The organism is Myceligenerans cantabricum, assembly GCF_054777735.1.
Genome location: NZ_BAAHAJ010000004.1, coordinates 392,566 through 415,362, shown reverse-complemented (window position 1 = coordinate 415,362; position 22,797 = coordinate 392,566). Strand labels below are relative to the sequence as shown.

Annotated in this window: 18 protein-coding genes and 1 pseudogene; 8 read left to right on the top strand and 11 right to left on the bottom strand. The window is 72.9% G+C overall.

What is annotated here, in order from left to right; genetic code table 11:
* Window positions 1-109: 109 nt before the first annotated feature.
* The 4 genes from ACYU96_RS04255 to ACYU96_RS04240 form a co-directional block, all read right to left on the bottom strand.
* A complete protein-coding gene (locus ACYU96_RS04255; RefSeq protein WP_460749352.1) occupies window positions 110-1,756 on the bottom strand; it encodes a GMC family oxidoreductase in 1,647 nt (548 codons plus the stop codon).
* Window positions 1,757-1,767: 11 nt separating this feature from the next.
* Window positions 1,768-3,261 carry an aldehyde dehydrogenase family protein gene (locus tag ACYU96_RS04250; protein WP_460749350.1) on the bottom strand — a complete coding sequence of 498 codons (1,494 nt, stop codon included), beginning with the start codon at window positions 3,259-3,261 and terminating at the stop codon, window positions 1,768-1,770.
* A 155-nt stretch (window positions 3,262-3,416) separates the two neighbouring features.
* The gene (gene betT / locus ACYU96_RS04245) at window positions 3,417-5,498 is read right to left on the bottom strand and encodes a choline BCCT transporter BetT (RefSeq protein WP_460749349.1); all 2,082 of its coding nucleotides are present in this window, start codon (window positions 5,496-5,498) and stop codon (window positions 3,417-3,419) included.
* Between the two features lie 199 nt (window positions 5,499-5,697).
* Window positions 5,698-6,876, bottom strand: coding sequence for an Mrp/NBP35 family ATP-binding protein (locus ACYU96_RS04240; protein ID WP_460749347.1), 1,179 nt, complete (start codon window positions 6,874-6,876; stop codon window positions 5,698-5,700).
* A 219-nt stretch (window positions 6,877-7,095) separates the two neighbouring features.
* Between ACYU96_RS04240 and ACYU96_RS04235 the strand changes: the two genes are divergently transcribed.
* Window positions 7,096-8,973: a hypothetical protein gene (locus ACYU96_RS04235; RefSeq protein WP_460749345.1), complete on the top strand. Its 1,878-nt coding sequence runs from the start codon at window positions 7,096-7,098 to the stop codon at window positions 8,971-8,973.
* A 52-nt stretch (window positions 8,974-9,025) separates the two neighbouring features.
* Here ACYU96_RS04235 and ACYU96_RS04230 read toward each other — a convergent pair whose 3' ends face one another.
* Complete coding sequence (locus ACYU96_RS04230; RefSeq protein WP_460749343.1) at window positions 9,026-9,775, bottom strand: ABC transporter permease; 750 nt, start codon at window positions 9,773-9,775, stop codon at window positions 9,026-9,028.
* Complete coding sequence (locus tag ACYU96_RS04225) at window positions 9,772-10,551, bottom strand: ABC transporter ATP-binding protein (protein WP_460749341.1); 780 nt, start codon at window positions 10,549-10,551, stop codon at window positions 9,772-9,774. The genes ACYU96_RS04230 and ACYU96_RS04225 overlap by 4 nt, the downstream gene beginning before the upstream one ends.
* Window positions 10,552-10,733: 182 nt before the next feature.
* On the opposite strand from ACYU96_RS04225, the gene ACYU96_RS04220 reads away from it, so the two are divergent.
* The 3 genes from ACYU96_RS04220 to ACYU96_RS04210 all read left to right on the top strand — a co-directional run bounded on the left by ACYU96_RS04220 (window position 10,734) and on the right by ACYU96_RS04210 (window position 12,942).
* Entirely contained in the window at window positions 10,734-10,862 is a 129-nt protein-coding gene (locus ACYU96_RS04220) for a hypothetical protein (RefSeq protein WP_460749339.1), read from the top strand.
* Window positions 10,863-11,050: 188 nt separating this feature from the next.
* Window positions 11,051-12,175, top strand: coding sequence for a sensor histidine kinase (locus ACYU96_RS04215; RefSeq protein WP_460749337.1), 1,125 nt, complete (start codon window positions 11,051-11,053; stop codon window positions 12,173-12,175).
* A complete protein-coding gene (locus tag ACYU96_RS04210; RefSeq protein WP_460749336.1) occupies window positions 12,172-12,942 on the top strand; it encodes a response regulator in 771 nt (256 codons plus the stop codon). Before ACYU96_RS04215 ends, ACYU96_RS04210 begins: the two co-directional genes overlap by 4 nt.
* An 8-nt stretch (window positions 12,943-12,950) precedes the next feature.
* Here ACYU96_RS04210 and ACYU96_RS04205 read toward each other — a convergent pair whose 3' ends face one another.
* Window positions 12,951-13,475: a DUF1003 domain-containing protein gene (locus ACYU96_RS04205; RefSeq protein WP_460749334.1), complete on the bottom strand. Its 525-nt coding sequence runs from the start codon at window positions 13,473-13,475 to the stop codon at window positions 12,951-12,953.
* Window positions 13,468-14,838, bottom strand: coding sequence for a magnesium transporter MgtE N-terminal domain-containing protein (locus tag ACYU96_RS04200; protein ID WP_460749332.1), 1,371 nt, complete (start codon window positions 14,836-14,838; stop codon window positions 13,468-13,470). Before ACYU96_RS04200 ends, ACYU96_RS04205 begins: the two co-directional genes overlap by 8 nt.
* A 116-nt stretch (window positions 14,839-14,954) precedes the next feature.
* Here ACYU96_RS04200 and ACYU96_RS04195 point away from each other — a divergent pair, with 116 nt between their 5' ends.
* Both ACYU96_RS04195 and ACYU96_RS04190 read left to right on the top strand, forming a co-directional pair.
* Window positions 14,955-15,812 carry a YflT domain-containing protein gene (locus ACYU96_RS04195; protein ID WP_460749331.1) on the top strand — a complete coding sequence of 286 codons (858 nt, stop codon included), beginning with the start codon at window positions 14,955-14,957 and terminating at the stop codon, window positions 15,810-15,812.
* A gap of 238 nt (window positions 15,813-16,050) precedes the next feature.
* A complete protein-coding gene (locus ACYU96_RS04190) occupies window positions 16,051-16,347 on the top strand; it encodes a DUF1905 domain-containing protein (protein WP_460749329.1) in 297 nt (98 codons plus the stop codon).
* 76 nt (window positions 16,348-16,423) lie between these two features.
* Here the strand turns inward: ACYU96_RS04190 and ACYU96_RS04185 are convergent, their stop codons facing one another.
* Together ACYU96_RS04185 and ACYU96_RS04180 are read right to left on the bottom strand one after the other, a co-directional pair.
* Window positions 16,424-17,050: a MarC family protein gene (locus ACYU96_RS04185; protein WP_460749327.1), complete on the bottom strand. Its 627-nt coding sequence runs from the start codon at window positions 17,048-17,050 to the stop codon at window positions 16,424-16,426.
* A 131-nt stretch (window positions 17,051-17,181) separates the two neighbouring features.
* Window positions 17,182-18,030: pseudogene (locus ACYU96_RS04180) on the bottom strand (PHP domain-containing protein); the annotation flags it as partial.
* Between the two features lie 169 nt (window positions 18,031-18,199).
* On the opposite strand from ACYU96_RS04180, the gene ACYU96_RS04175 reads away from it, so the two are divergent.
* Together ACYU96_RS04175 and ACYU96_RS04170 are read left to right on the top strand one after the other, a co-directional pair.
* Window positions 18,200-19,204, top strand: a complete 1,005-nt coding sequence (locus ACYU96_RS04175; RefSeq protein WP_460749325.1) for an alpha/beta fold hydrolase — start codon at window positions 18,200-18,202, stop codon at window positions 19,202-19,204.
* Between the two features lie 4 nt (window positions 19,205-19,208).
* Window positions 19,209-20,807, top strand: coding sequence for an aminopeptidase P family protein (locus ACYU96_RS04170; protein WP_460749323.1), 1,599 nt, complete (start codon window positions 19,209-19,211; stop codon window positions 20,805-20,807).
* Window positions 20,808-20,948: 141 nt separating this feature from the next.
* Here ACYU96_RS04170 and ACYU96_RS04165 read toward each other — a convergent pair whose 3' ends face one another.
* Window positions 20,949-22,568 carry a DEAD/DEAH box helicase gene (locus tag ACYU96_RS04165; RefSeq protein ID WP_460749322.1) on the bottom strand — a complete coding sequence of 540 codons (1,620 nt, stop codon included), beginning with the start codon at window positions 22,566-22,568 and terminating at the stop codon, window positions 20,949-20,951.
* Between the last annotated feature and the right edge of the window lie 229 nt (window positions 22,569-22,797).

The window sequence follows — 22,797 nt, the reverse complement described above, 5'->3', positions numbered from 1 at the left end:
CGCCGAGTCCCTCGGACGAGATGATGGTCGGTGGCGGCCGGGCCGCCGTGCGGGGTGGAAGCGCAGTCGAAGCGCAGTCACCCCGCAGGACGGCGTGGTCGGCGGCCGACTACTTCCGCGAGCGCTTGATGAAGTCCGCGCAGCGCTCGCCGATCATCATCACCGTGATGTTGGGGTTGACCGTGGTGATCTCCGGCATCACCGAAGCGTCCGCGACCCGCAGCCCGGTCACGCCCTTGACCCGCAGGCGGGGGTCCAGCGGCGAGGTCTCGTCGTCCTCGGCGCCCATCCGGACCGAGCCCGTGGGGTGGTAGACGGTGTTGTGGGTGCGGGAGACGTAGTCGGCGATCTCCTCGTCGGTGCGCACCTCGGGGCCCGGGAACAGCTCCCGCCCGGTCCACTCCGCCATCGCCGGCTGGGCCGCGATCTCGCGGGCCAGCTTGATCCCCTCCACCATGACGCGCATGTCGTGCGGGTCCGTGAAGTATCGCGGGTCCACCTTCGGCTTGTCGCGAAAGTCGCGCGACCGCAGCCGCACCGTGCCGCGCGACCGTGCGTGCGTCACGTTCGGCGTCAGGCAGAAGACGTTCTCCGCGCTCGGGTAGCCCTGGCGGACGGTGTGCATGTCGAACGGGACGGAGCCGTAGTGCATCATCAGGTCGGGCAGGGCGTCGCCACGCGCCTCGGCCTCGGCGGTGCGCGCGAAGATCCCGATCTCCCACCACTGGGTGGACTCGGTCACCATGGGCCGCTTCGCCTCCCAGGAGATGACGCCCTCCGGGTGGTCCTGCGTGTGGGAGCCGACGCCGGGGGCGTCCACCAGCACCTCGATCCCCATCTCGCGCAGGTGCTCGGCCGGGCCGATGCCGGACAGCAGGAGCAACTTCGGCGAGTCGATCGCGCCCGCCGACAGCACGATCTCCCGCCGCGCCGTGAGGTGCTCCGTGTGGACGAGGTCGGGTGCCAGCACGTCGACGCCGGTCGCGCGCGGGAGGCCGCCCGTCCCGCCGTCGTCCCCGCCCTGCGAGGCGCCCCCGCTCCGCCGCTGGTCCGTGTGGGGCACCCGGGACCCGGCCGCCGGCTCGAACGTGATGCGCTTCACCCAGTGTTCCGTGAGGATCGTCAGGTTCTCCCGCTCCAGCACGGGGTGCAGGTAGGACACCGACGACGACGAGCGCACGCCGTCCTCACGGGCGTTGATCTGGAAGAAGCTCGCCCCCTCGGCGACGGTCGTCCCGTCGTTGAACCGCACGCGCGGGATGCCTGCCTGCTCGCAGGCGTCCAGCAGCGCCACGCCGCACGGGTCCTCGGGGCGTACCTGCCGCAGCCGCACCGGGCCGTCGTGGCCGTGGTGCCCGCCGGGCTGGTCGTTGTTCTCCAGCCGCCGCACGAACGGCAGCGACTCCGGCGCCTCCCACCCCGCGGCGCCGAGCTCGGCCCACCGGTCGAGGTCCTCGGCCGGCGGGTGGAACGCGATGCACGAGTTGTGCGAGGAGCAGCCGCCCAGCACGCGGGCGCGTGCCTGCCGCATGAAGGAGTTGCCCTTCTCCTGCGGCTCGATGAGGTAGTCCCAGTCGTACCCCGACTCCAGCAGGTGCATCCACCGGTCGAGACGCAGGACGGCGTCGTCGTCCACGTCGGACGGGCCGGCCTCGAGCAGGGCGACGGTGACGTCGGGATCCTCAGACAGCCGCGCCGCGACGGCGGCGCCGCCGGAGCCGCCGCCGATCACGAGATAGTCGAACTCCCGGGACATGCTCTCTCCCCTCAGTGCTGCGGGAACCAGCCGGTCACGGCCGGGCGCAGGTTCTGGTAGACGTGCTTGGCTTCCTGGTACTCGGCGAGGCCCGCCGGTCCGAGCTCGCGGCCGAAGCCGGACTGCTTGAACCCGCCCCACTCCGCCTGCGGCAGGTACGGGTGGAAGTCGTTGATCCAGATCGTCCCGTGCCGCAGCCGGTTCGCGACGCGCTGGGCCTTGCCCCCGTCCGGCGTCCACACGGCGCCTGCCAGGCCGTAGTGCGTGTCGTTGGCGAGCTCGACGGCCTCGTCCTCGGTGCGGAACGTCTCGACGGTGACCACGGGCCCGAACGCCTCGTCGACGACGGCGGCCGAGCCGCGCGCGACGCCGTCGAGCACTGTGGGCAGGTAGTAGAAGCCTCGCGCGAGGTCGCCGTCGCCCCACGTCCCGCCGCAGCGCAGCACGGCGCCGTCGGCGACGGCCCGGTCCACGTACGCGGTGACCTTGTCGCGGTGGGCGGCGGAGATCAGCGGGCCGGTCTCGGCTTCCGGGTCGTCGGGGCCGCCGAGCCGGATCCGCTCGGCGCGGCGGACCAGCTCGTCGACGAACCTGTCGTGGAGCGAGTCCTCGACGAGCAGGCGGGCGCCCGCCGAGCACACCTGGCCCGAGTGCACGAACGCGGCGTTGAGCGCGTTGTCGACCGCGGCGTCGAAGCTCTCGTCCGTCGCGGCGACGTCCGCGAACACGACGTTCGGGTTCTTCCCGCCGAGCTCCAGGGCGACCTTCTTCACCGTGGCCGCCGCGTTCGCGGCGATGATCCGGCCCGTGACCAGCCCGCCCGTGAACGACACCAGGTCGACGTCCGGGTGGGTGCTCAGCGGGCCGCCAGCGGTCGGCCCGGCGCCCGTCACGAGGTTGGCGACGCCGTCCGGGACGCCGACCTCCGACAGCACCCCCATGAGCAGCATCGCGGTGTGCGGGGTGAGCTCGCTCGGCTTGAGCACGAACGTGTTCCCCGCGGCCAGCGCGGGCGCGACCTTCCAGACGGCCTGCAGCAGCGGGTAGTTCCACGGGGAGATGAGCCCGCAGACGCCCACCGGCTCGTACTGGATGCGGCTGACGACCTCGTGGCTCCCGGCGTCGACGACCCGGCCGGCGTCGAGCCCGGCGAGCCTGCCGAAGTACCGGAAGCACGCGATGCAGTCGTCCATGTCGATCTCCGACTCGACGAACCGTTTGCCGGTGTCGCGGGACTCCGCGCGCGCGAACTCCGCCTTGCGCTCGGCGAGCAGGTCCGCGACGCGCAGTAGCAGGTCACCGCGCTCCGGGGCGGTGGTGGCGCGCCAGGGCCCGGCGTCGAACGCGCGGCGTGCGGCGGCGATCGCGCGTTCGGTGTCGGCGGCGGACGCCTCCGACACCGAGTCGACGGGCGACCCGTCGGCGGGGCACGCGATGTCGCGGGTGGCGCCGTCGGCGGCGGGCGTCCAGCCGCCGTCGACGAACAGGGTGGCGGCTACGGACATGCCGACCTCCGGTGGTGGTTCGGGTGGGATGGGACGACCCGCTCAGTGCACCGCACTCGCGCGGGTTCCGCCCGCCGGCGTCCGGCGTCCGGCGTCCGGCGTCCACAGCGTGCGGCTGCTCGACGCCGGACCACCGCGGGCGTGCGGGAGAGGGCTCAGACGTCCTCGGAGCGCCGGGTGGGCGCCGCGGAGGAGTGCAGGAAGTGCAGGTGCCGCTCGTACTGGTCGAGGACGTCGGCGATGAGCTGCTCCTTCTCGTAGCCGGTGACGTCGTAGCCCTGCGTGCCCTCGGCGAGGAAGACCTCGACACGGTAGTAGGTGTCGGCGGCGTCGGCCATGCTCGTGCGGAAGCTCGGCGTCGGGTACGCCATCGGGCACAGCTGGTAGGTGAACCGCGCCTCGTCCGCGTGCTCGACCGTGAGCGTGAGCACCGGCAGGCCGGTGCCCCGGTCAGGCTCCTCGGACCAGCGGACGGCGGCGCCCTCCTGCTCCAGGACGCCGGCGATCTCCTCGATCGCGGGCCGGCAGGTGCTGTCGATGAACCGGCGGGTGTGCCGCTCGTCGTGGAACGTGAGCAGACGGGAGAGCCGCTGCTGCCAGGTGGCGCCGGCGTGCGGGGTCCGCCCGGAGAGGTGGGACGGCAACGACGTGCGCACGGCGTCGAACTTCTGGCCCTCCGTGCGCAGCACCTTGTACAGCCCGAGCATCACGGCGACCATGACGAACGAGAACGGCAGGCCCATGATGATCGTCGCGGACTGCAGGGTGGTGATTCCGCCGGCCAGCAGCATGCCCATGGTGAGCAGGCCGGTCGCGGCGGCCCAGAAGATGCGCAGCCACGCGGGGCCGTCGTCGCCGGCCTGGTGCAGGCGGGACGTGAAGTTGGACAGCACGAGCGCGCCGGAGTCGGCGGACGTCACGTAGAACAGCAGACCCGTGATCACGGCGATGCCGATCGTCAGCGGAGCGGCCGGGAACTGCTCCAGCAGGGCGTAGATCCCGCTCGCCGGGTCGTCCACGGCGTTCGCGCCGAACTCCGCGCCCGCCTCGCCGCCGTTCATCATGAAGTCGAGGGCGCTGTTCCCGAAGACCGACACCCACAGCAGGATGAACAGGAACGGGATGGTCAGCGTGCCGACCACGAACTGGCGGATCGTGCGGCCGCGCGAGATGCGCGCCAGGAACAGGCCGACGAACGGCGCCCAGGCCACCCACCAGGCCCAGAAGAACAGCGTCCACCAGCCCATCCACTCGGCCGGCGCCTCGAACGCGTAGGTGTCCAGCGCCATCCCGGGCAGCCGCGACACGTAGTCGCCGAGATTCATGACCAGCCCGTCGAGCAGGAACGACGTCTTGCCCGCGATGAGGATCCACACGATCAGCACGATCGCCAGCACCACGTTCAGCTCGGACAGGCGCCGCAGACCGCGCGCCACACCGGAGACCACGGACAGCGTCGCGATGACGACGGCCAGCACCAGCAGCCCGACCTGCGCCCAGGTCCCCTCGGGGATGCCCCACAGCTCGAACAGGCCGCGGTTGAGCATCTCGACGCCGATGCCGAGCGTGGTGGCCAGGCCGAAGATCGTGCCGATCACGGCGGCGACGTCCACGGCGTCACCCAGCTTGCCCCACACCCGGTCGCCGAACAGCGGGTGCAGCACCGAACGGATGCTCAGCGGCATGTTGCGGCGATAGGCGAAGTAGGCCAGCGCCATGCCCATCAGCGCGTACATGCCCCAGCCGATGATCCCATAGTGGAACAGGGTCCACACCACGGCCTGCCGGGCGGCCTCGATGCCCTCGCCGGAGCCGGCCGGCGGGAAGTAGTACTGCGAGGCGGGCTCGGCCACCGAGTAGAACATCAGGTCCGTGCCGATGCCGGCGGCGAACAGCATCGCCGCCCAGGTGAACAGGTTGAACTGCGGCTTCGACTGCTCCGGGCCCAGGCGCACCTTGCCCATCCGGGAGGCGCCCACCGCGATGGCGAACACCAGGAACCCGGTCGCGACCAGGAAGTAGTACCAGCCGAAGCCCTCGGAGATCCATCCGACGACGACGCCGATCGACTCCTCCGCCTGCGCCGGGGCGAAGATCGCCCACAGCGCCACGGCGAGGATGATCGCCGCAGAGCCGAAGAAGACCGTGCGGTTCACCACCTTGCCGGGAGGGGCCGCGGACGGGCTCTCGGACGGGCTCTCGGGCGGGTGGTCGGTGGCCGGGTCGTCGGTGCTCATGTGTCCTCGGGGTCGAGCGGGCAGAACGGTGCATCAGCATAGATCGCCCGCACTTCGGGCAGGTTACGTGGGCGGGACCCCGCGGGGGCGACGCCGGCGAGGTAGGGGCGAGCGCTCACGTAGGGGCGTGGGAGTGCCCCCCCTGGCGCCTACCCGAGCACTCGCCCCTACCTCGCCGGCGCCCTTCCCGGGTGATCTCTTACGCGGGGGAGACGCCGAGCTGCATCCCTGCCAGCCCGCGCTTGCGCGCCGCCAGCGAGCGGGCGACGTCGCGCAGCACCGCCGAGCCCGGCGACTCCGGCACGGCCAGCGTCACGGGGATCCCCGAGTCGCCGCCCTCCCGGACCGCGACGTCGAGCGGGACCTGCCCGAGCAGCGGGATGTGGGTGCCCAGCGTCTCCGACAGCCGGGCCGCGACCGTCGCGCCGCCGCCCTCGCCGAACAGGTGCAGCCGCGACCCGTCGGGCTGCTCCAGCCACGACATGTTCTCCACCACGCCGACCACGCCCTGCGACGTCTGCGTCGCCACCGACCCGGCCCGCTCGGCCACCTCCGCGGCCGCCGCCTGCGGCGTCGTCACGACCAGCACCTCCGACCGCGGCAGCAGCTGCGCCACCGAGATCGCGATGTCTCCCGTGCCCGGCGGCAGGTCCAGCAGCAGCACGTCCAGGTCGCCCCAGTACACGTCGCTGAGGAACTGCTCCAGCGCCCGGTGCAGCATCGGGCCCCGCCACACCACCGGCTGCCCCTCCGGCACGAACATGCCGATCGACACGACCTTGACACCGTGCGCCACCGGCGGCAGCAGCATGTTGTCCACCCGTGTCGGCTGCCGGTCCACCCCCAGCATCCGCGGGATCGAGAACCCGTAGATGTCCGCGTCGATCACACCCACGTTCAGCCCGTCCGCCGCCATCGACACGGCCAGGTTCGCCGTCACCGACGACTTCCCGACCCCGCCCTTGCCGGACGCGACCGCATAGACCTTCGTCAGCGAGCCCGGCTGCGCGAACGGGATCACCGGCTCACCCGTCCCCCCGCGCAGCTTCGTGCGCAGCGCCGCGCGCTGGTCCGGCGTCATCACGCCCAGCTCCACATCCACGGCGGCCACGTCGTCGACGGCGCTCGCCGCGGCGGTCACCTCCCTGATCAGCGTCGACTTCATGGGACATCCGGCGACGGTCAGGTCGATCCCGACGGTGACGCGGGCTCCCGGCGTGCCGCCGCCGTCCGCGCCTCCGGGGGCGGGCGGGTCGGCGACGTCGACGGACCGCACCATGTCGAGCTCCGTGATGGGCCGGCGGATCTCGGGGTCGAGGACGCGCGTGAGCGCGTCGCGGACGCGGGTCTCGATGGTCGCGGAGCTGGTGGTTGTCACCCCTCGATCCTAGGGTCCCCGGGGCATCTCGTGAATCTGGCGTGCGTTAGGCAAATACTCAGTAACGACCGATAGGGTGAAGTCACGCGGACAGGGAGGTGTGGCATGGCGAACGGGACGGTGAACGTCTCGGTACCCACCGACCTCCACAAGATCGTGTCCGAAGACGATGCGCGGGATTTTGCCCGGTTTCTCCAAGTTCCGAATCGTGCCTGGCCCGTGGTGGTCGTCTCCACCCCCGCCGGCCGCACCGCCCCGTACGTCGACCCGCAGCGCGTGCTCGAGGACGTGGTCGGGCTGGCCGAGGTAGCGGTCATCCCGACGGGTGACGTGTCCTGGGCCTTCTCGCGCGGGATGCCGGAGTACACGCAGGTCTACGGCGGGGCGTCCCGCGTCTACCCCATCGGGCTCGACTGGGTCCACGACCTGCGCCAGTCGCCCCTGCACTTCGCGTATTCACTGGCCGACGGGCCGAAGGTGCGCGACCGCCTGGTCGGCGACGCCCTCTCCGCGGCGGTGCGCGCCGGGCTCGCCGGGTCGATCGGCGTCGCCGCCGGCGCGGCCGCCGGGCACGTCGAGGTACCCGGTTCGGTGCTGGGCGTCGTCGGTCCTCGCGCGCTGGTCGCGCTGGACGACGGCGGTCAGGCGTCGGTCGCGGAGGAGCTCACCCTCCCCGGCGTGCCGCTCGGGAACGTCCTCCGGCCGGGCATGAAGGTGCGGGGCAGGCACGACGCCGGCCGCGGCACGCTCGACGTCCGGGGCATGCTGCCCGACGACGCCGCCCAGCGGCGCGCGGTCAGGAATTCCTATCGTGTGGGCAAAGTTGTGGTCGGCCGGGTGGAAGCCGTGACCGAGGCGGCCGTCACGATCGCCGTCGCGCCCGCCGTGCAGGTCCGGGTCCAGCGCGAGCGGGTGACCGGCAACGCGCTCGACGCGCTCGACGACCTCTTCACCCCCGGCGAGGCGGTGCTGGCCCGCGTCGTGCAGGCGCCCGGCGACGCCGTCACGCTCCGGCTCGACGACGTCGACGAGTCCGAGGAGCCGCTGCCCGTGCTGTCGCTGCTCGACGGCGGTCCGCCGTGGCTGGTTCCGCCGGACCCGTCCGCCGAGGAGCCGGAGACTGGCAGCGGCCCGATCCGCATCCCGACACCGGCGGAGGTGACGGGTGGCCGAGGAGGCGAGCCGTACCCCGAGCTCACGGCCCCGGCGGAGACGAACGGCCGAAGCCGGGCCTCGCACGCCGAACCCTCTGCCTCGGCGGCGGTCCCGGCGGCCGAGCCCGCCGAGACCAGGCGGCGGCCGACCCCCGGGGACATCGCGGCGCGGATCGCCGGGGAGGCCGACGCGCCGCTGCCCGCACCACCCGAGGACTGCCGCCCGGCCCCGGTGGCCGGGTCGACCCCGTCCTCGGCCGGGGGCAAGGCGGTCCGGGACCTCAGCCTCGCGCTCGACGCCGAGAAGGCCCAGGTCAAGCGGCTGGAAAAGGACCTGATCGACATCAAGGTCGAGAAGCGGCGGGCCGAGGTGGAGCTCGACGAGCTGCGCCAGTACGTCGCCGACCTGCGCGACCAGGTGGATCGTCGTGACCACCAGCTGGAGCGGTCGCGGTCCCAGCTGCGGGCGGAGAAGTCGAAGTCGGCGGCCTACCGGCGCGAGCTCGGGCGGGACGTCGAGGTGACGACGGAGCGGTACTTCACCGACCCGGCCCAGCAGTTCCGGTTCGAGGTGACGCAGACGTGGGCGCAGATGGTGCCGGCCGGGGAGAAGGAGCGCTGGCCGCTCGAGGAGTACCTGCTCGGCTCACGGTTCCTGGAGTCCCTGGAGACCGTCGAGGGGATCTCGCGGGACAAGGTGCTGCGGACCGTGGTGCACGTGGTGACGGGGCGGGCCCCCGAGATGAACGGGCTCCAGGTGCACCCGCTGCGCACCGGCCTCGGTGGCGACGACCCCCAGCGCGTCAGAGACGACGGCGCCGCCTGCTGGCGCGTATCGCTCCAGGTCAACACGCCGTCGGCCCGGCGGATGCACTACTGGCGCCTGCCGGGCGGCGGCTACGAGCTGTCCCGTGTGGTCCTGCACGACGACATGGAGCCGTAGCGGGTCCTCGGCAGGCTCGGCCGTTGCCGGCCGAGCCTGCCGGGCCGGGTTCTCAGGCCGACTTGATCTCCGAGCGGGCGATGCGGATCAGGCCCAGGGTGAGGGGGAGCAGGAGCCAGATCGCCGACGACGTCGCCACCTGGGCCCACTGCTCGCCCGACAGGGCGCCGGCGTCGAACAGGAGCGGTTCGGTGGCCGTGGTGAGGTCGATCCACGGCATCGCGTCCCGCATGGCTCCGACCAGGGAACCCACGAGCGTGAACGCGGTCGGCAGGGCGAAGAACGCGACGATCGCCCCCGCGCTGTTCTGGATGAGAGCGCCGAACGCGACGCCCTGCGCCATGTAGAGGACGGTGAGGAGCAGCCCGCCCCAGAAGGCGCCCGCGGAGATGTCCCACGCGGCCCTCGCGTCGGTGAACGCCACCACGGCGAGGTGGAACACGGCGGCGAGGGCGACCGCCACGGCGAAGAACACGATCCCGGAACCGAGCGCGCTCATGAGCTTCGCCAGCCCGACGCGGCTGCGCCGCGGCTCCAGGGTGAAGGTGATCAGGCCGGTGCGCTGCGTCCACTCCGAGGTGGCCGCGAGGATCCCGACGACGGGCAGCAGCAGGCTGATCGGCGTCGACGTGCCGAAGAAGAGCGCCTCGAAGCTCGTGGCACCCTCTCCGAGGAACGCCATGACGGCGAGCACGCCCGCGGTGATCAGGGCGATGGAGATCAGCAGCCAGAGGCCGGCGCGCGTGTCGAGCTGCTTGCGCCACTCGACCAGGGTCAGGCGGGCGAAGGGGATGGCGGTCATCGGGCGTTCTCCCTGGTGGACTCGCTGATGGACTCGGGGCTGGTGGGTTCGTGGGGCGCGGGGCCGTCGCGCGAGACGTCGGCCGTCAGGTCGAGGAACAGGTCCTCGAGGCTGCGCTCGGAGCCGGAAAGCAGGTCCTCGGTGGCCCCCTTGGCGACGATGCGTCCGTTGCCGATGACGACGATCTCGTCCGCGACCCGCTCCACCTCGTGCAGCAGGTGGGAGGAGAGCAGGACGGTCCCGCCGGACCGGGCGTAGTCGCGCAGCAGGTCCCGCATCCAGCGGATGCCTGCCGGGTCGAGGCCGTTCGCGGGCTCGTCGAGGATGAGCACCTCGGGTTCGCCGAGGAGCGCGTTCGCGAGGCCGAGCCGCTGGCGCATGCCGAGCGAGTAGCCCTTGACGCGGCGGTCGGCCTCCTTGGCGGTGAGGCCCACGAGGTCGAGGACCTCGCCGACGCGGCGGCGCCCGACGCCCATGAGCATCGCCGACACGCCGAGCGCCTCCCGGCCCGTGCGGCCGGCGTGCTGCGCGGACGCGTCGAGCAGCACCCCGACGCGCCGGCCCGGGTTGGCCAGCTCGCGGAAGGGTACGCCCAGCACGTGCGCGGTGCCGGAGGTGATGGGCGTGAGCCCGCACAGCATGCGCATCGTCGTGGACTTCCCCGCGCCGTTCGGCCCGAGGAATCCGGTGACGAGGCCCGGCCGGGCCTCGAAGGTCACGTTACCGACGGCGGTGAAGTCGCCGTATCGCCTGGTGAGGTGGTCTGCGGTGATCATGGCTCCACGCTCTCCCGCGGCACCCGGCGGGCACATCGGCCGAAAGCGCGCGGTGCGTGGTCCGGGAGTCCCGCGCGGGGTCGTCCGATCGTGCGCCGGACATCGGCCGAAAGGACGATGTCCGACGGGGCGCGCGGCGGGTAGTTTCGTCACGGACCGGGGCTTGGGAGACGCCACGGACCGTGGGCACGCGGGCGGCGGCAGGAGACGGGGAGGAGACGCGATGGAGGCGCAGCGGCGACCTGCTGGCGTGGACGCTGGGGATCGACGGCTTCCTGCGCGCGGCGGACGCGCTGGGGCGGCTGCGGTGAGCGGGGGCGGGGCGGCCGCGTCCGCCGTGCGGCGGGCTGGTGCGTCCCCTGGAGTGCCCGCGGGTGCCGGGCCCGCCGGGGCAGGCCCGACGGTGCGGCCCGGGGCGCCACCGCGGCAGAGCCTCGGACAGCGTCTCTGGGGCGCCACGTGGCGGACGCTGGCGGCGGTCGTCTTCGGGATGCTTCTCATGGTCGCCGTCGTGTGGCAGGAGGACGTGGGCGATCGCGCGGTGCAGCCCGGCGCGCTGGCCGCCCTCGATCTCTTCCTCGGGATCGTCGCACTCGGCCTCATGCACCTGCGGCGGCGCGCGCCCTTCACGATCGCGGTGGTCCTCACCCTGTTCATGGGGGTGTCGAACCTGGCGGGGGGCGCCGCCTGCGTGGCGATCGTCTCCCTGGCGACCACCCGTCGGTGGGTGTCGATCGCCGTCGTCGCCGTCGTGCACGTCGGGGCCTACACCGCCTACCTCTTCATCAGGCCCTACCTGCACGACGCGATGCTGAACGGCGTGCTCGACGTCGTCCTCGGCGGCGTCATGTTCTACGTCCTCCTGGTGGCCGTCGGTGCCTACATCGGGCTGGGCCGGGACCACGTGCGCTCGCTCGAGGTGCGTGCCGAGACCGCCGAGCGCGAGCAGGCGGGCCGGGTGGCCCAGGCGCGCGCGAACGAGCGGGCACGGATCGCCCGCGAGATGCACGACGTGCTCGCCCACCGGATCTCCCTGGTGACGATGCACGCCGGCGGGCTCGCCTACCGCAAGGACCTGCCGCGCGAGGAGGTGACGAGCACGGCCGAGACCATCCGCGACTCCGCGCACTCGGCGATGGCGGAGCTGCGGGAGATCCTCGGCGTGCTTCGCGACGTCCCCGAGGGCGGTGCGGTGCTGGGCGAGGAGGGCGACGACGTGCACCGGCCCCAGCCCACGCTCGACGCGCTCCCGGCGCTGCTGGACGAGAGCCGGTCGGCCGGGGTCGGGGTCGCTTTCCACGACGACCGGGCGACCGACGAGGACCTGCCCGTGGCCGTCTCGCGGACGGCGTTCCGTATCGTCCAGGAGGGGCTGACCAATGCCAGGAAGCACGCCCCGGGGCAGCCGGTGGTCGTGACGGTCGCGGGTGCCCCCGGGGACGGCGTCGACGTCACGGTCGCGAATCCGCTGTCGGCCGGGGACGCGGTGGAGGTGCTGCCCGCGTCCGGACTGGGCCTCATGGGGCTGACGGAGCGCGCCGAGCTGGGCGGCGGGCGGCTCGGCTACGGCACCGAGGGCGGTCGATTCGTGGTGCGGGCGTGGCTACCGTGGGCGGCATCATGAGAAGCGACACGAGCTACCCCGTGACCGGCACGGGCAGAGATACCGGCCGGGGCACCGGCGCCACCGGCCTGCCCGCCCCGGGGGAGTCGGGCCGGGACGAACCCGGGCCGTCGTCGGCCCCGATCCGGGTCGTGGTGGTCGACGACGAGATGCTCGTCCGTGCCGGGCTCAAGCTGATCCTGGGCGGTGCGGCCGACGTGGCCGTCGTCGGCGAGGCGTCCGACGGAGCCGACGGGCTCGATCTCGTGCGGCGGGTGCGCCCGGACGTGGTGCTCATGGACATCCGCATGCCGCGCACGGACGGGCTGACCGCGACGCGGACGCTGGGTGCGGAGGGATCGTCGTCGCGGGTCATCGTGCTCACCACGTTCGACACCGACGAGCTGGTGCTGGAGGCGCTCCGCGCGGGCGCGGCCGGGTTCCTGCTCAAGGACACGCCGCCGGAGAAGCTCGTCGAGGCGGTCCGGGCGGCGGCCGCCGGGCAGCCCACGCTGTCCCCGAGCGTCATGGCGCAGCTGATCGCCTCGGTGGCGCAGCCCCGGGACGGCCGCGCCGACCAGGCGACCGCCCGGGTCGCCCGCCTCACGGAGCGCGAGCGGGACGTCGCCGTCGCGATCGGGCGCGGCCTGTCCAACGCGCAGATCGCCGCCGACCTGTACATGAGCGAGTCCACGGCGAAGACCCACGTAGGCCGCATCCTGACCAAGTTCGGCGCGGAGAACCGCGTCCAGGTCGCGATCACGGTGCACGACGCCGGGCTGGTGTGACAGGCCGCCTACCGCTGCGGGTCCGCGATCGTGCGCTCCTGCGGCTGGTCCCGGCCCGTGGTGTCCTCCCGCTCCCGCCGCTCGTCCAGCTCCTCCAGCAGGGCGCGCAGCTCCGAGCGGACGTAGTCGCGGGTCGCGACCTCGCTCAGGAGCATGCGGAGGGACGCCATCTCGCGGGCCAGGTACTCCGTGTCCGCGAGGTTGCGCTCGCCGCGCTGCCGGTCCTGCTCCGCCAGGACACGGTCGCGGTCGTCCTGCCGGTTCTGCGCAAGCAGGATCAGCGGCGCCGCGTAGGAGGCCTGCACCGAGAAGAACAGGTTGAGCAGGATGAACGGGAAGGGGTCCCACCGCAGCCCCCACAGCGCGACCGCGTTCAGCGTCACCCACACGACGACGAACAGCGTCATCCACATGAGGAACTGCCCGGTCCCCATGAACCGCGCGAACGTCTCCGCGCCCTTGCCCACGAGGTCCGGGTCGAAGCGCGGGCGGCGGAACCCGGAGGCCTTCGGCCGGTCGAGCCGGTCAGCCACGGGAAGCCCTCCCGCCGTCGTCCCGCACGGACCGAGGCCGGGCGTCCGGCCTGGCCCGGCCGCCGTCCGAACCGGCCCGGGTCCCGTCGCCGGACACCTCGACCAGCCCTTCGTCGTGGGACTCGCGCCAGTCGTCGGGCAGGATGTGGTCCAGCACGTCGTCGACCGTGACCACGCCCAGCAGCCGGCGTTCCGGGTCCAGCACCGGCAGCGCGAGGAAGTCGTAGGCGGCCATCAGCCGCGTCACCCGACCCACGGGCGCGTCCGGCGTCAGCCACCACTGCGAGTCCGAGTCCACCACCGACGCCACCGCCGCGTGCGGCGGATGGCGCAGCAGCCGCTGGAAGTGCCCGACCCCGAGGAACCGGCCCGTCGGCGTCTCCAGCGGCGGCCGCACCACGAACACCATCGCCGCCAGCGCGGGCGGCAGCTCCTTGCGCCGCAGCTGCGCCAGCGCCATCGCGATCGTGTCGTCCGCGCCGAGGATCACCGGCTCGGTCGTCATCAGGCCGCCCGCCGTGTCCTCGCCGTACTCCAGCAGCCGGCGCACGTCCGCGGCCTCCTCCGGCTCCATGAGGGCCAGCAGGTCGTCCGCCGTCGCGTCCGGCAGCTCGTTCAGCAGGTCGGCGGCGTCGTCGGGCTCCATCGCCTCCAGCACGTCCGCCGCCCGATCCACGTCCAGCTCCGTGACGATCGCCACCTGCTCGTCCTCCGGCATCTCCTCCAGCACGTCCGCCAGGCGCTCGTCGTCCAGCGCGCGCGCCACCTCCACGCGCCGGGCCGGAGCGAGGTCGTGCAGCGCGTCCGCGAGGTCTGCCGCCCGCAGGTTGTCGTACGCCTCCAGCAGGCGGGCCGCCCCCTGGTCGACGTCCGGCCGCGCGAGGTCCGTCACGCCGTCGACCGGAACCGTCAGCGTCGAGCCCCGGCGCCGCAGCGCGAGCGGCACCACCCGCTGCTCCGGCCGGCGCCGCACGAACAGCTGGTTCACCAGCCAGTCACCGGAGCGCTGCCGCGTGATCGCCACGTCCTCGACCGTCGCCTCGCCGGACCCGTCCGCCAGCCGCACCCGCCGGTCCAGCAGCTCGCCCAGCACCAGCGACTCCATCGCCCGCTGCTCGAACCGGCGCATGTTCACCAGCCCGGTGCTGATCACCTGGCCGGGATCGATGCTCGTCACCCGGGTGAGGGGGAGGAAGACCCGCCGTCGTCCCGGGACCTCCACGACCAGACCGACCGCGCGCGGCGGCCCGCTCGTACGCATCAGCACGACGACGTCGCGCACCCGACCCACATGGTCCCCGATCGGGTCGAAGACCGTCGTACCGGCCAGGCGCGCCACGAACACCGGGGACGTGGAGCTCATGGTGGCCAGGCTACGCCGCAGGTGCGCGGCCTGCTGACGGCCGCGCGCCGGCACACGCGAGGGGACCGACCCGCCGGTTTCTCGCGATGTTCAGGGAAGTGCGGGAAACTGTGCAGATGAGCATGTCTCGCCCAGGCGCGATACCCAAGGTCCCCACCCTGCCCGCCGGAGACGAGGTCGCCGCGTACGAGACCTACCTCCAGGCACAGCAGGCCGTCGACTACCTGTCCGACAACAAGTTCCCCGTCGAGAACGTCACCATCGTCGGCACCGACCTGCGCATGGTCGAACGTGTCACCGGGCGCCTCACCTACGGGCGTGTGGCGCTCGCGGGCGTGCTGTCCGGTGCCTGGTTCGGCCTCTTCGTGGGCTTGCTCCTCACTCTCTTCGCCGGCGACGGCGGTGGCGGCGTGCTGTTCGTCGGCATCGGGCTCGGCGCCGGGTTCGGGCTGCTGTTCAGTGTGTTGTCCTATGCCTTCACCCGCGGGCGGCGTGACTTCACGTCGTCGTCCCAGATCGTCGCGGCGACGTACGCCATCCTCTGCGCACACGACCACGCGGGCGACGCGCGCGCGATGCTGCTGGAGTCCCCGAGCGGCGTGGGGCGCCCGTCCGGGAGCATGGTCCGGCACGCTGCGCAGGGCGGGTTCGGGCTGCCCGGACCTGGCGTGCCCGGCCAGGGGGCGCCGACCCAGGGGACGCCCGGCCAGGGCGTGTCCGACGCCGGTGCGGTCGCGGGACCCGGCGCGGTGTCCGGGCAGGACGGGCCCGCCGATGCGCCGTCGGCGCCACGCAAGCCGGACCCCCGGTTCGTCACCCCGGAGGGCAAGCCACGCTACGGCGCGATGCGCCCGGAGACCGCCAAGGAGTCCCCGGACGCCCCGGACAGCTCGGGTGCCCCCGGCACGTCGAGCACCCCCGACAGCCCTGATACCCCCGACACCCCGAAGCACGACGGCCCGGCGAGCTCATAGCTCCGCCGATCTGTCCGGTCCCGTGAGGCGACCGATGCGGTCGGTCGCTTCGTGAGTGATCGGCAGTTCAATCTGCCGATCACTCACGAACCGACCGACCGGGCAGGCGATCGGTCACCGGATGGCCGATCGCTCACGAGCATGCCGACCAGGTCGGTGCGTGGTGACCGGACGGCCGATCACTTCAGGAGCGGGCCACGGACGTCGCGGCTCGGCCGCAGGGCATACGATCCACCTCGTGCGTGCATCGTTCAGTGCTCCGCTGTGGCAGTGGGAGGCGCGGACCGAGTCCTGGTGGTTCGTCTCCGTTCCGGCCGACGTGTCCGACGAGCTGGCCGACCTGCCCCTCCCGCCGCGCGGGTTCGGATCGATCCGGGTCCGGGTCACCGTGGGGTCGACCACCTGGCAGACGTCCGTCTTCCCGTCCGACCGGGAGAGCGGGTACGTGCTGCCGATGAAGAAAGCTGTCCGTACGAAGGAGTCGCTGACGCCGCACGCGCCGGTCACCGTCACGCTGGAGACGGTGGACCTCTGACGGCCGCGGGCGACGCGGCGCACCCTGCGCCTGCGAGCCGTGGCCGGCACAGCCCTGACGGGGTTCGTCGTGCCGGTCAGTGCCCCAGCAGGATGTCGGGGTCGGTGACGAACTGCGTCACCGCCGTCGCGATCATCTGCACCGCGATCGCGGCCAGCAGCACACCGGCGATCCGGGTGACCAGGGTGACGCCGTCGTCCCGCAGGACGCGCTGGATGATGTTCGCGAACCGCATCGAGAGCCACACGCACAGGTGCACCGCCACGACGCCGCCACCGATCACGGCCCAGGACGCGAGGGACGCGTGCTCCTCGACGAACACCATGGTCGCCACGATCGTGCCGGGCCCCGCGAGCAGCGGGGTGCCCAGCGGGACCATCGCGACGTTCGTGTTCGCCGACGCCGACGGCTCCTCCGCCTTGCCGGTCAGCAGCTCCATCGCCACGAACAGCAGCAGCAGGCCGCCCGCCGCGCGCAGCGCGGGCAGCGAGATACCCATGTAGGCCAGCACGTACTTGCCGAACACGGCGAAGATGACGACCACCAGGAACGACACCAGGATCGCCTGGCGCGCGGCCCGGTTGCGCCGCTTGTGGTCCATGCTGCTGGTCAGGCCCAGGAACACGGGCACGGTCCCCGGTGGGTCCATGATGACGAACAGCGTCACGAAGACGGTCGCGAAGAGTGCGAGCAGCTCGTTCACGCGGGACCGCCGATCTGGCCCGACGAGGCGTCGGCCACCCCGTGCGCCGTGCCCGACGAGCCCTCGGTGGCGCCCTGCGGGCCGCCCGCCTGCGCGCGGGTGGCCTCCGCCCCGGTGGCCTCCGCCCCCTCCGGCCGCAGCACGGCGAGAGTGCCCTGCTCCTCGATCGCGGCCAGCACCTCGGGCGACGTCGTGTTCTCGCCCATCAGGTTCGCCTTGCCACGCCCGTGGTAGTCGCTAGAGCCGGTGATCAGCAGTCCGAGCCGGTCCGCCAGGGTGGTGAGCCGTCGCCGGGCGTCCGCGTCGTGGTCGCGGTGATCCACCTCGAGCCCTGCGAGCCCGGCCTCGGCGAGCTCGACGACCGTCGCGTCGGGCACGACCCGCCCCCGGCCGTCCGCGCCGGGGTGGGCGAACACGGGGACGCCGCCGGCGTCGCGCACCAGGCGGACCACCTCGGCGGCATCCGGGGCGTAGTGCGGTACGTAGTACCTGCTCCCGGTGTGGAGCATGGTGGCGAACGCTTCGTCGCGGTCGGCGACGGCTCCCGCGGCGACGAGGGCGTCGGCCAGGTGCGGCCGACCGATGGTGGTTCCCGGCCCGGTCTGCGCCAGGACGTCTTCCCAGGTGATCGGGTAGTCCTCGGCGAGCAGCCCCGCGATCCGCTCCGCGCGCGTCGCCCGGGAGTCGCGTGTCCGCGTCAGTTCCGCGAGGAGCCCCGCATGGCCGGGATCGTGCAGGTACGCGAGCAGGTGGACGCCCACGGGGCGGCCGCCCACGAGCGAGTTCGCCGAGATCTCCATGCCGCGCACGAACGCCACGCCCGCGGCGGCAGCGGCACCGGTGGCCTCGTCCCAGCCGACGGTGGTGTCGTGGTCGGTCAGGCCGACGACGGCCACGCCCGCAGCGGCAGCGGCTCGCACCACCTCGGAGGGGGTGTCGGTCCCGTCCGACGCCGTGGAATGGGTATGGAGGTCGATCACGGACCGAGTCTAGAGTTACCGCGAGCCGCGTGAACCCGCGCGAGACGTGACGTCCGGCACCCCCGCCGGGCGGGCGGTCCGGCACATTCGAGCGGATCGCACCCGCTCTTCACGAGGACCACGCGCCCGCGCCGCCCGCCCGGCCACCCGGTGCCGCACGATGGTGGTCATGCGCCTCGAGCCCGCCCTGCCCGCCGTCGTCTTCGTGCACGGAATGCGAACGTCGTCGGCGATCTGGGCGGAGCAGGTCGAGCACGTGCGATCGCTCGGCCACGACGCGGCCGCCGTCGACCTCCCCGCGCACGGCGCCCTGGCCGGCGAGAAGTTCACGATGCCGCGCGCCTTCGAAGTGATCGACGAGGCGGTCGCCGGGTTCGGGCCCGACCGGCCGGTCGCCGTCGTCGGCCTCAGCCTCGGGGGCTACACGTCGCTGGCCTGGGCCGCGCGGGAGACCACGCACACCGCCCGCCTCGCCGGCGTCGTCGCCGCGGGCTGCACCTCCGACCCGAAGGGCAAACCGGTCGCGCTGTACCGCGATCTCGCGCAGGGGTGGGTGGATGTCGTCGCAGGTGCGCGTGTCGCCAGCCGCGAGGCGGCCGCCAGGGTGGCCGCCGCGACGTGCGGGTATCCGCTGCTCGCACGCGTGGCCGAGCGGCTGAGGGCTGGTGCCCCCGGCGGTGCCGACCCGCAGCAGGTCACCGTCGCGCCGGGCCAGAGCGCGGAGGCCCACCGGCCGCGGTGGGACGTGGTGACCGACTCCCTCACCCACCTGGTGGGACGGTCGTCGCTGGCGAACCTGCGCCGCATCGACGCGCCCGTGTGGCTGGTCAACGGCGCGCGTGACGCCATGCGGCTCGAGGAGCGGCGGCACCTGAGGGCGGCCCGGGACGCGGCGCTCGTCGTCGTGCCCGGCGCGGGCCACGACGTGAACACGGACGACCCGGCCGCGTTCAACCGTGCCCTCACGCGCGCGCTGGCCCACTTCTCCGCCTCTCCCGCCGCCAGGTCTGCGCGGGTCGCCGTCGGCCCCCCGCCGGCCGTGGCGGCGGACCGCACACCGGCTCACCCGCGCTGGCCCGCGCCGACTCACCCGCGCGCACCGCGGTCGCCGTCCCCACCCGCTCCGCTCGGCGGCACAGGTGGTTTCGGCGGGCCCGGGGCGGTGACAGACTGAGCGGATGAGCGAGCACACCACCTCGTCCGAGCAGTCCGTCGAAGAGCGGGGATCCAACCGCTCGCAGCGCCCGGTCTCGCAGGCCTTCAAAGATTTCGTGATGTCCCGGTGGGCGCCGCGCGCCGACCTCGGCGTCACGCCGTCGCGTGCCGCGCCCTTCACCGCCGCGCGTCGGGCCGCCCTGTCGGCCCGCCTGCCCGGTGCCCGGCTGGTGATACCCGCCGGCCCGCTGAAGACGCGTTCGAACGACACCGACTACCGGTTCCGCCCGCACACGGCGTTCGCCCACCTCACAGGCCTGGGCACGGACCAGGAGCCGGACGCCGTCCTGGTGCTGCACCCCGTCGACCCCGGTACGGGCGACCCGGGTGCCGACGGCACGCCGTCGAACCACCACGCCGTGCTGTACGTGCGGCCGCTCGCCCCGCGGGACAACGAGGAGTTCTTCGCCGACGCTCGCTACGGCGAGTTCTGGGTGGGTGCGCGACCGACGCTGGCCGACGTCGAGACGCTGACGGGCGTCGAGGCCCGCCACGTCGAGGAGCTGAAGGACGCGCTGGCCAAGGACGTCGGGGAGGGCGGCGTCGTGCTGCTCGTCGTCAGCGGCGCGGACGAGGAGGTCGAGACCCTCGTCGACGCGATCCGCGCCGAGGCCGGGCTGGATCTCGCCGAGCGCGCCGAGACGGAAGCGGGAGCAGGAGCCGCGGCGACGTCGTCGTCGGGCACCCTGGACGACGCGGCGCTCGTCGAGGCCGCCTCCGAGATCCGCCTTCTCAAGGACGAGCTGGAGATCGAGCACCTGCGCGAGGCCGTGGCCCGCACGATCGAGGGCTTCGCTGCCGTGGTGCGGGCGCTGCCGCGTGCGGTGGCGCACCGGCGCGGCGAGCGAGTCATCGAGACGACGTTCGACGGCAACGCCCGTCTCGAGGGCAACGCCGTCGGTTACGAGACCATCGCCGCCTCCGGCGACCACGCGACCACGCTGCACTGGATCCGCAACGACGGCGTGGTGCGCGAGGGCGAGATGGTGCTGCTCGACGGCGGTGTCGAGGTGGACTCCCTGTATACGGCGGACGTGACGCGCACGCTCCCGGTGTCGGGCGAGTACAGCGACGTGCAGCGGCGGATCTACCAGGCGGTGCTGGACGCGGCCGACGCCGCGTTCGCGGTGGCACGGCCCGGCGTGAAGTTCCGCGAGGTGCACTCGGCGGCGATGGAGGTCATCGCGGCGCGGCTGGAGGAGTGGGGCCTGCTGCCCGACGGCGTGACCGCCGAGGTCGCGCTCACCGAGGAGGGCCAGCAGCACCGGCGCTGGATGGTGCACGGCACGTCCCACCACCTGGGGCTGGACGTGCACGACTGCGCGCAGGCGCGGCGCGAGATGTACCTGGACGGCGAGCTGACGCCCGGGATGGTGTTCACGATCGAGCCGGGCCTGTACTTCAAGGCCGACGACCTGGCGGTCCCGGAGGAGTACCGCGGCATCGGCGTCCGCATCGAGGACGACGTCCTGGTCACCGCCGACGGCAACGAGAACCTCTCGGCGGCCCTCCCGCGCACGCCGGACGCGATCGAGTCCTGGATGGCGGCCCTGCGCGCCTGACCTGACGGTGCGTGTGGCTCAACGGTGTGGTCGGTCTGTTCTTGAATGATCGGCAGTTCAAACTGCCGATCATTCAAGAACAGACCGACCACACCGTAGGCACGGTGGCGGGGTGGGCGGTGTGGTCGCCGGGTGGGGCGGTTAGTTTTCCGTTGGGGGGGTGGCCGGGCGGCCGCCACGGGTGCGGCGGCGGTTCCGGGCACGACGACGGCGCTGGGTGGCGTCGCCCTCCGCGCCGGCCGACGACTGGGCGGCGGAGTCGGACGCGCGCGCGGGCCCGGCGTCGGACCCGGAACGGCCCGAGCCACCGCGGCCGCTGTCGGAACGGCCGCCTCGTGCCCGGCTTCCGCCGGAGCGTCCACCGTGGTCGCGCTCGCCCTTGCCGGCGCGCTTGCCCGTCTCGCCCAGGTCCTCCAGCTTCTCGCCGTCCAGGCCCTCGAGCACGCGCTTCTCCTGGGGGAGGCGGCCCTTGGTGCCCTCGGGGATGCCGAGGTCGGCGAACAGGTGCGGGGACGTCGAGTACGTCTCGACCGGCTCCGGGATGCTGAGCTCCAGCGCCTTGTCGATGAGGCTCCAACGGGGGACGTCGTCCCAGTCCACGAACGTGACGGCCGTGCCCTTGTTGCCCGCGCGGCCCGTCCGGCCGGTGCGGTGCAGGTAGGTGCGCTCGTCTTCCGGGCACTGGTAGTTGACCACGTGGGTGACGTCGTCGACGTCGATGCCACGGGCGGCCACGTCGGTCGCGACGAGCACGTCGATCTTCTCGTTGCGGAACGCGCGCAGCGCCTGCTCGCGAGCACCCTGGCCGAGGTCGCCGTGGATGGCGCCCGCGGCGAAGCCCCGGTCGCGCAGCTCGTCCGCGACCTTCGCGGCGGTGCGCTTGGTCCGGGCGAACACGATGGTGCGGCCGCGGCCCTCCGCCTGGAGGAGGCGGGCCAGGACCTCCACCTTGTCCAGCGCGTGGGCGCGGTACACGACCTGCTTGATGTTCTTGACCGTGGCGCCCTCGTCGGGGTCCGCGGCCCGGATGTGCGTCGGCTGCTTCATGTACCGACGGGCCATGCTCACCACGGCGCCCGGCATCGTCGCGCTGAACAGCATGGTGTGCCGCTGGGCGGGAGTCTGGGCGAGGATCTTCTCGACGTCGGGCAGGAAGCCGAGGTCGAGCATCTCGTCCGCCTCGTCCAGTACGACCGTACCGGCCCGCAGCAGGGTGAGATGGCCCTGGTTCATCAGGTCGATCATGCGGCCCGGCGTGCCGACGACGACGTCCACGCCCCGCTTCATGGTCTCGATCTGCGGTTCGTACGCACGGCCGCCGTACACCTGCACGATGCGCACGGAGCGCTTCGCCGAGGCCGTGGCCAGGTCGTTCGCGACCTGCACGGCGAGCTCGCGTGTCGGGACCACGACGACCGCCTGCGGCTTGCCGGGCGCGACGAGCTGGTCGTAGCCCTCCTCGCCGGGTGCCACGATGCGGTGCAGCAGCGGGACGCCGAAGCCGAGCGTCTTGCCCGTGCCGGTCTTCGCCTGGCCGATGATGTCGTGGCCGCTCATCGCGACCGGGAGCGTCATCGCCTGGATGGGGAACGGATGGGTGATGCCCGAGTCGCTCAGTGCCGCGACGATCTCGGTACGGACGCCGAAGTCTGCGAACGTCACGTTCTGCGCCTGGATGGCGGACGGTGAGCTGTAGTCGGGGGAATCGGTCTCGGCCGCGCTCGCGGCCGGGCTGTCTGTGGTGGTCACTGGCGCCTTCATCTCTCGTCGGCGCGGCAGCTGGCCCCCTGCGGGCGATCGGCACGCGCCGTTCGTGCGGCAGCCGATCGTGAAAATTCGTCGCGCGCCGGGCCCCGTCGTGGCGCCGCGGGCTGCGCGTTCCGCGGGGCGGCCGAGCGGCCGGAGCGCGGAGTCGGAAGTCGTGAACAGGACGACCGGGCAACCGATTACGGCCTCATGGTACGCGTCCGAGGTTGCGATCGCGTTATCC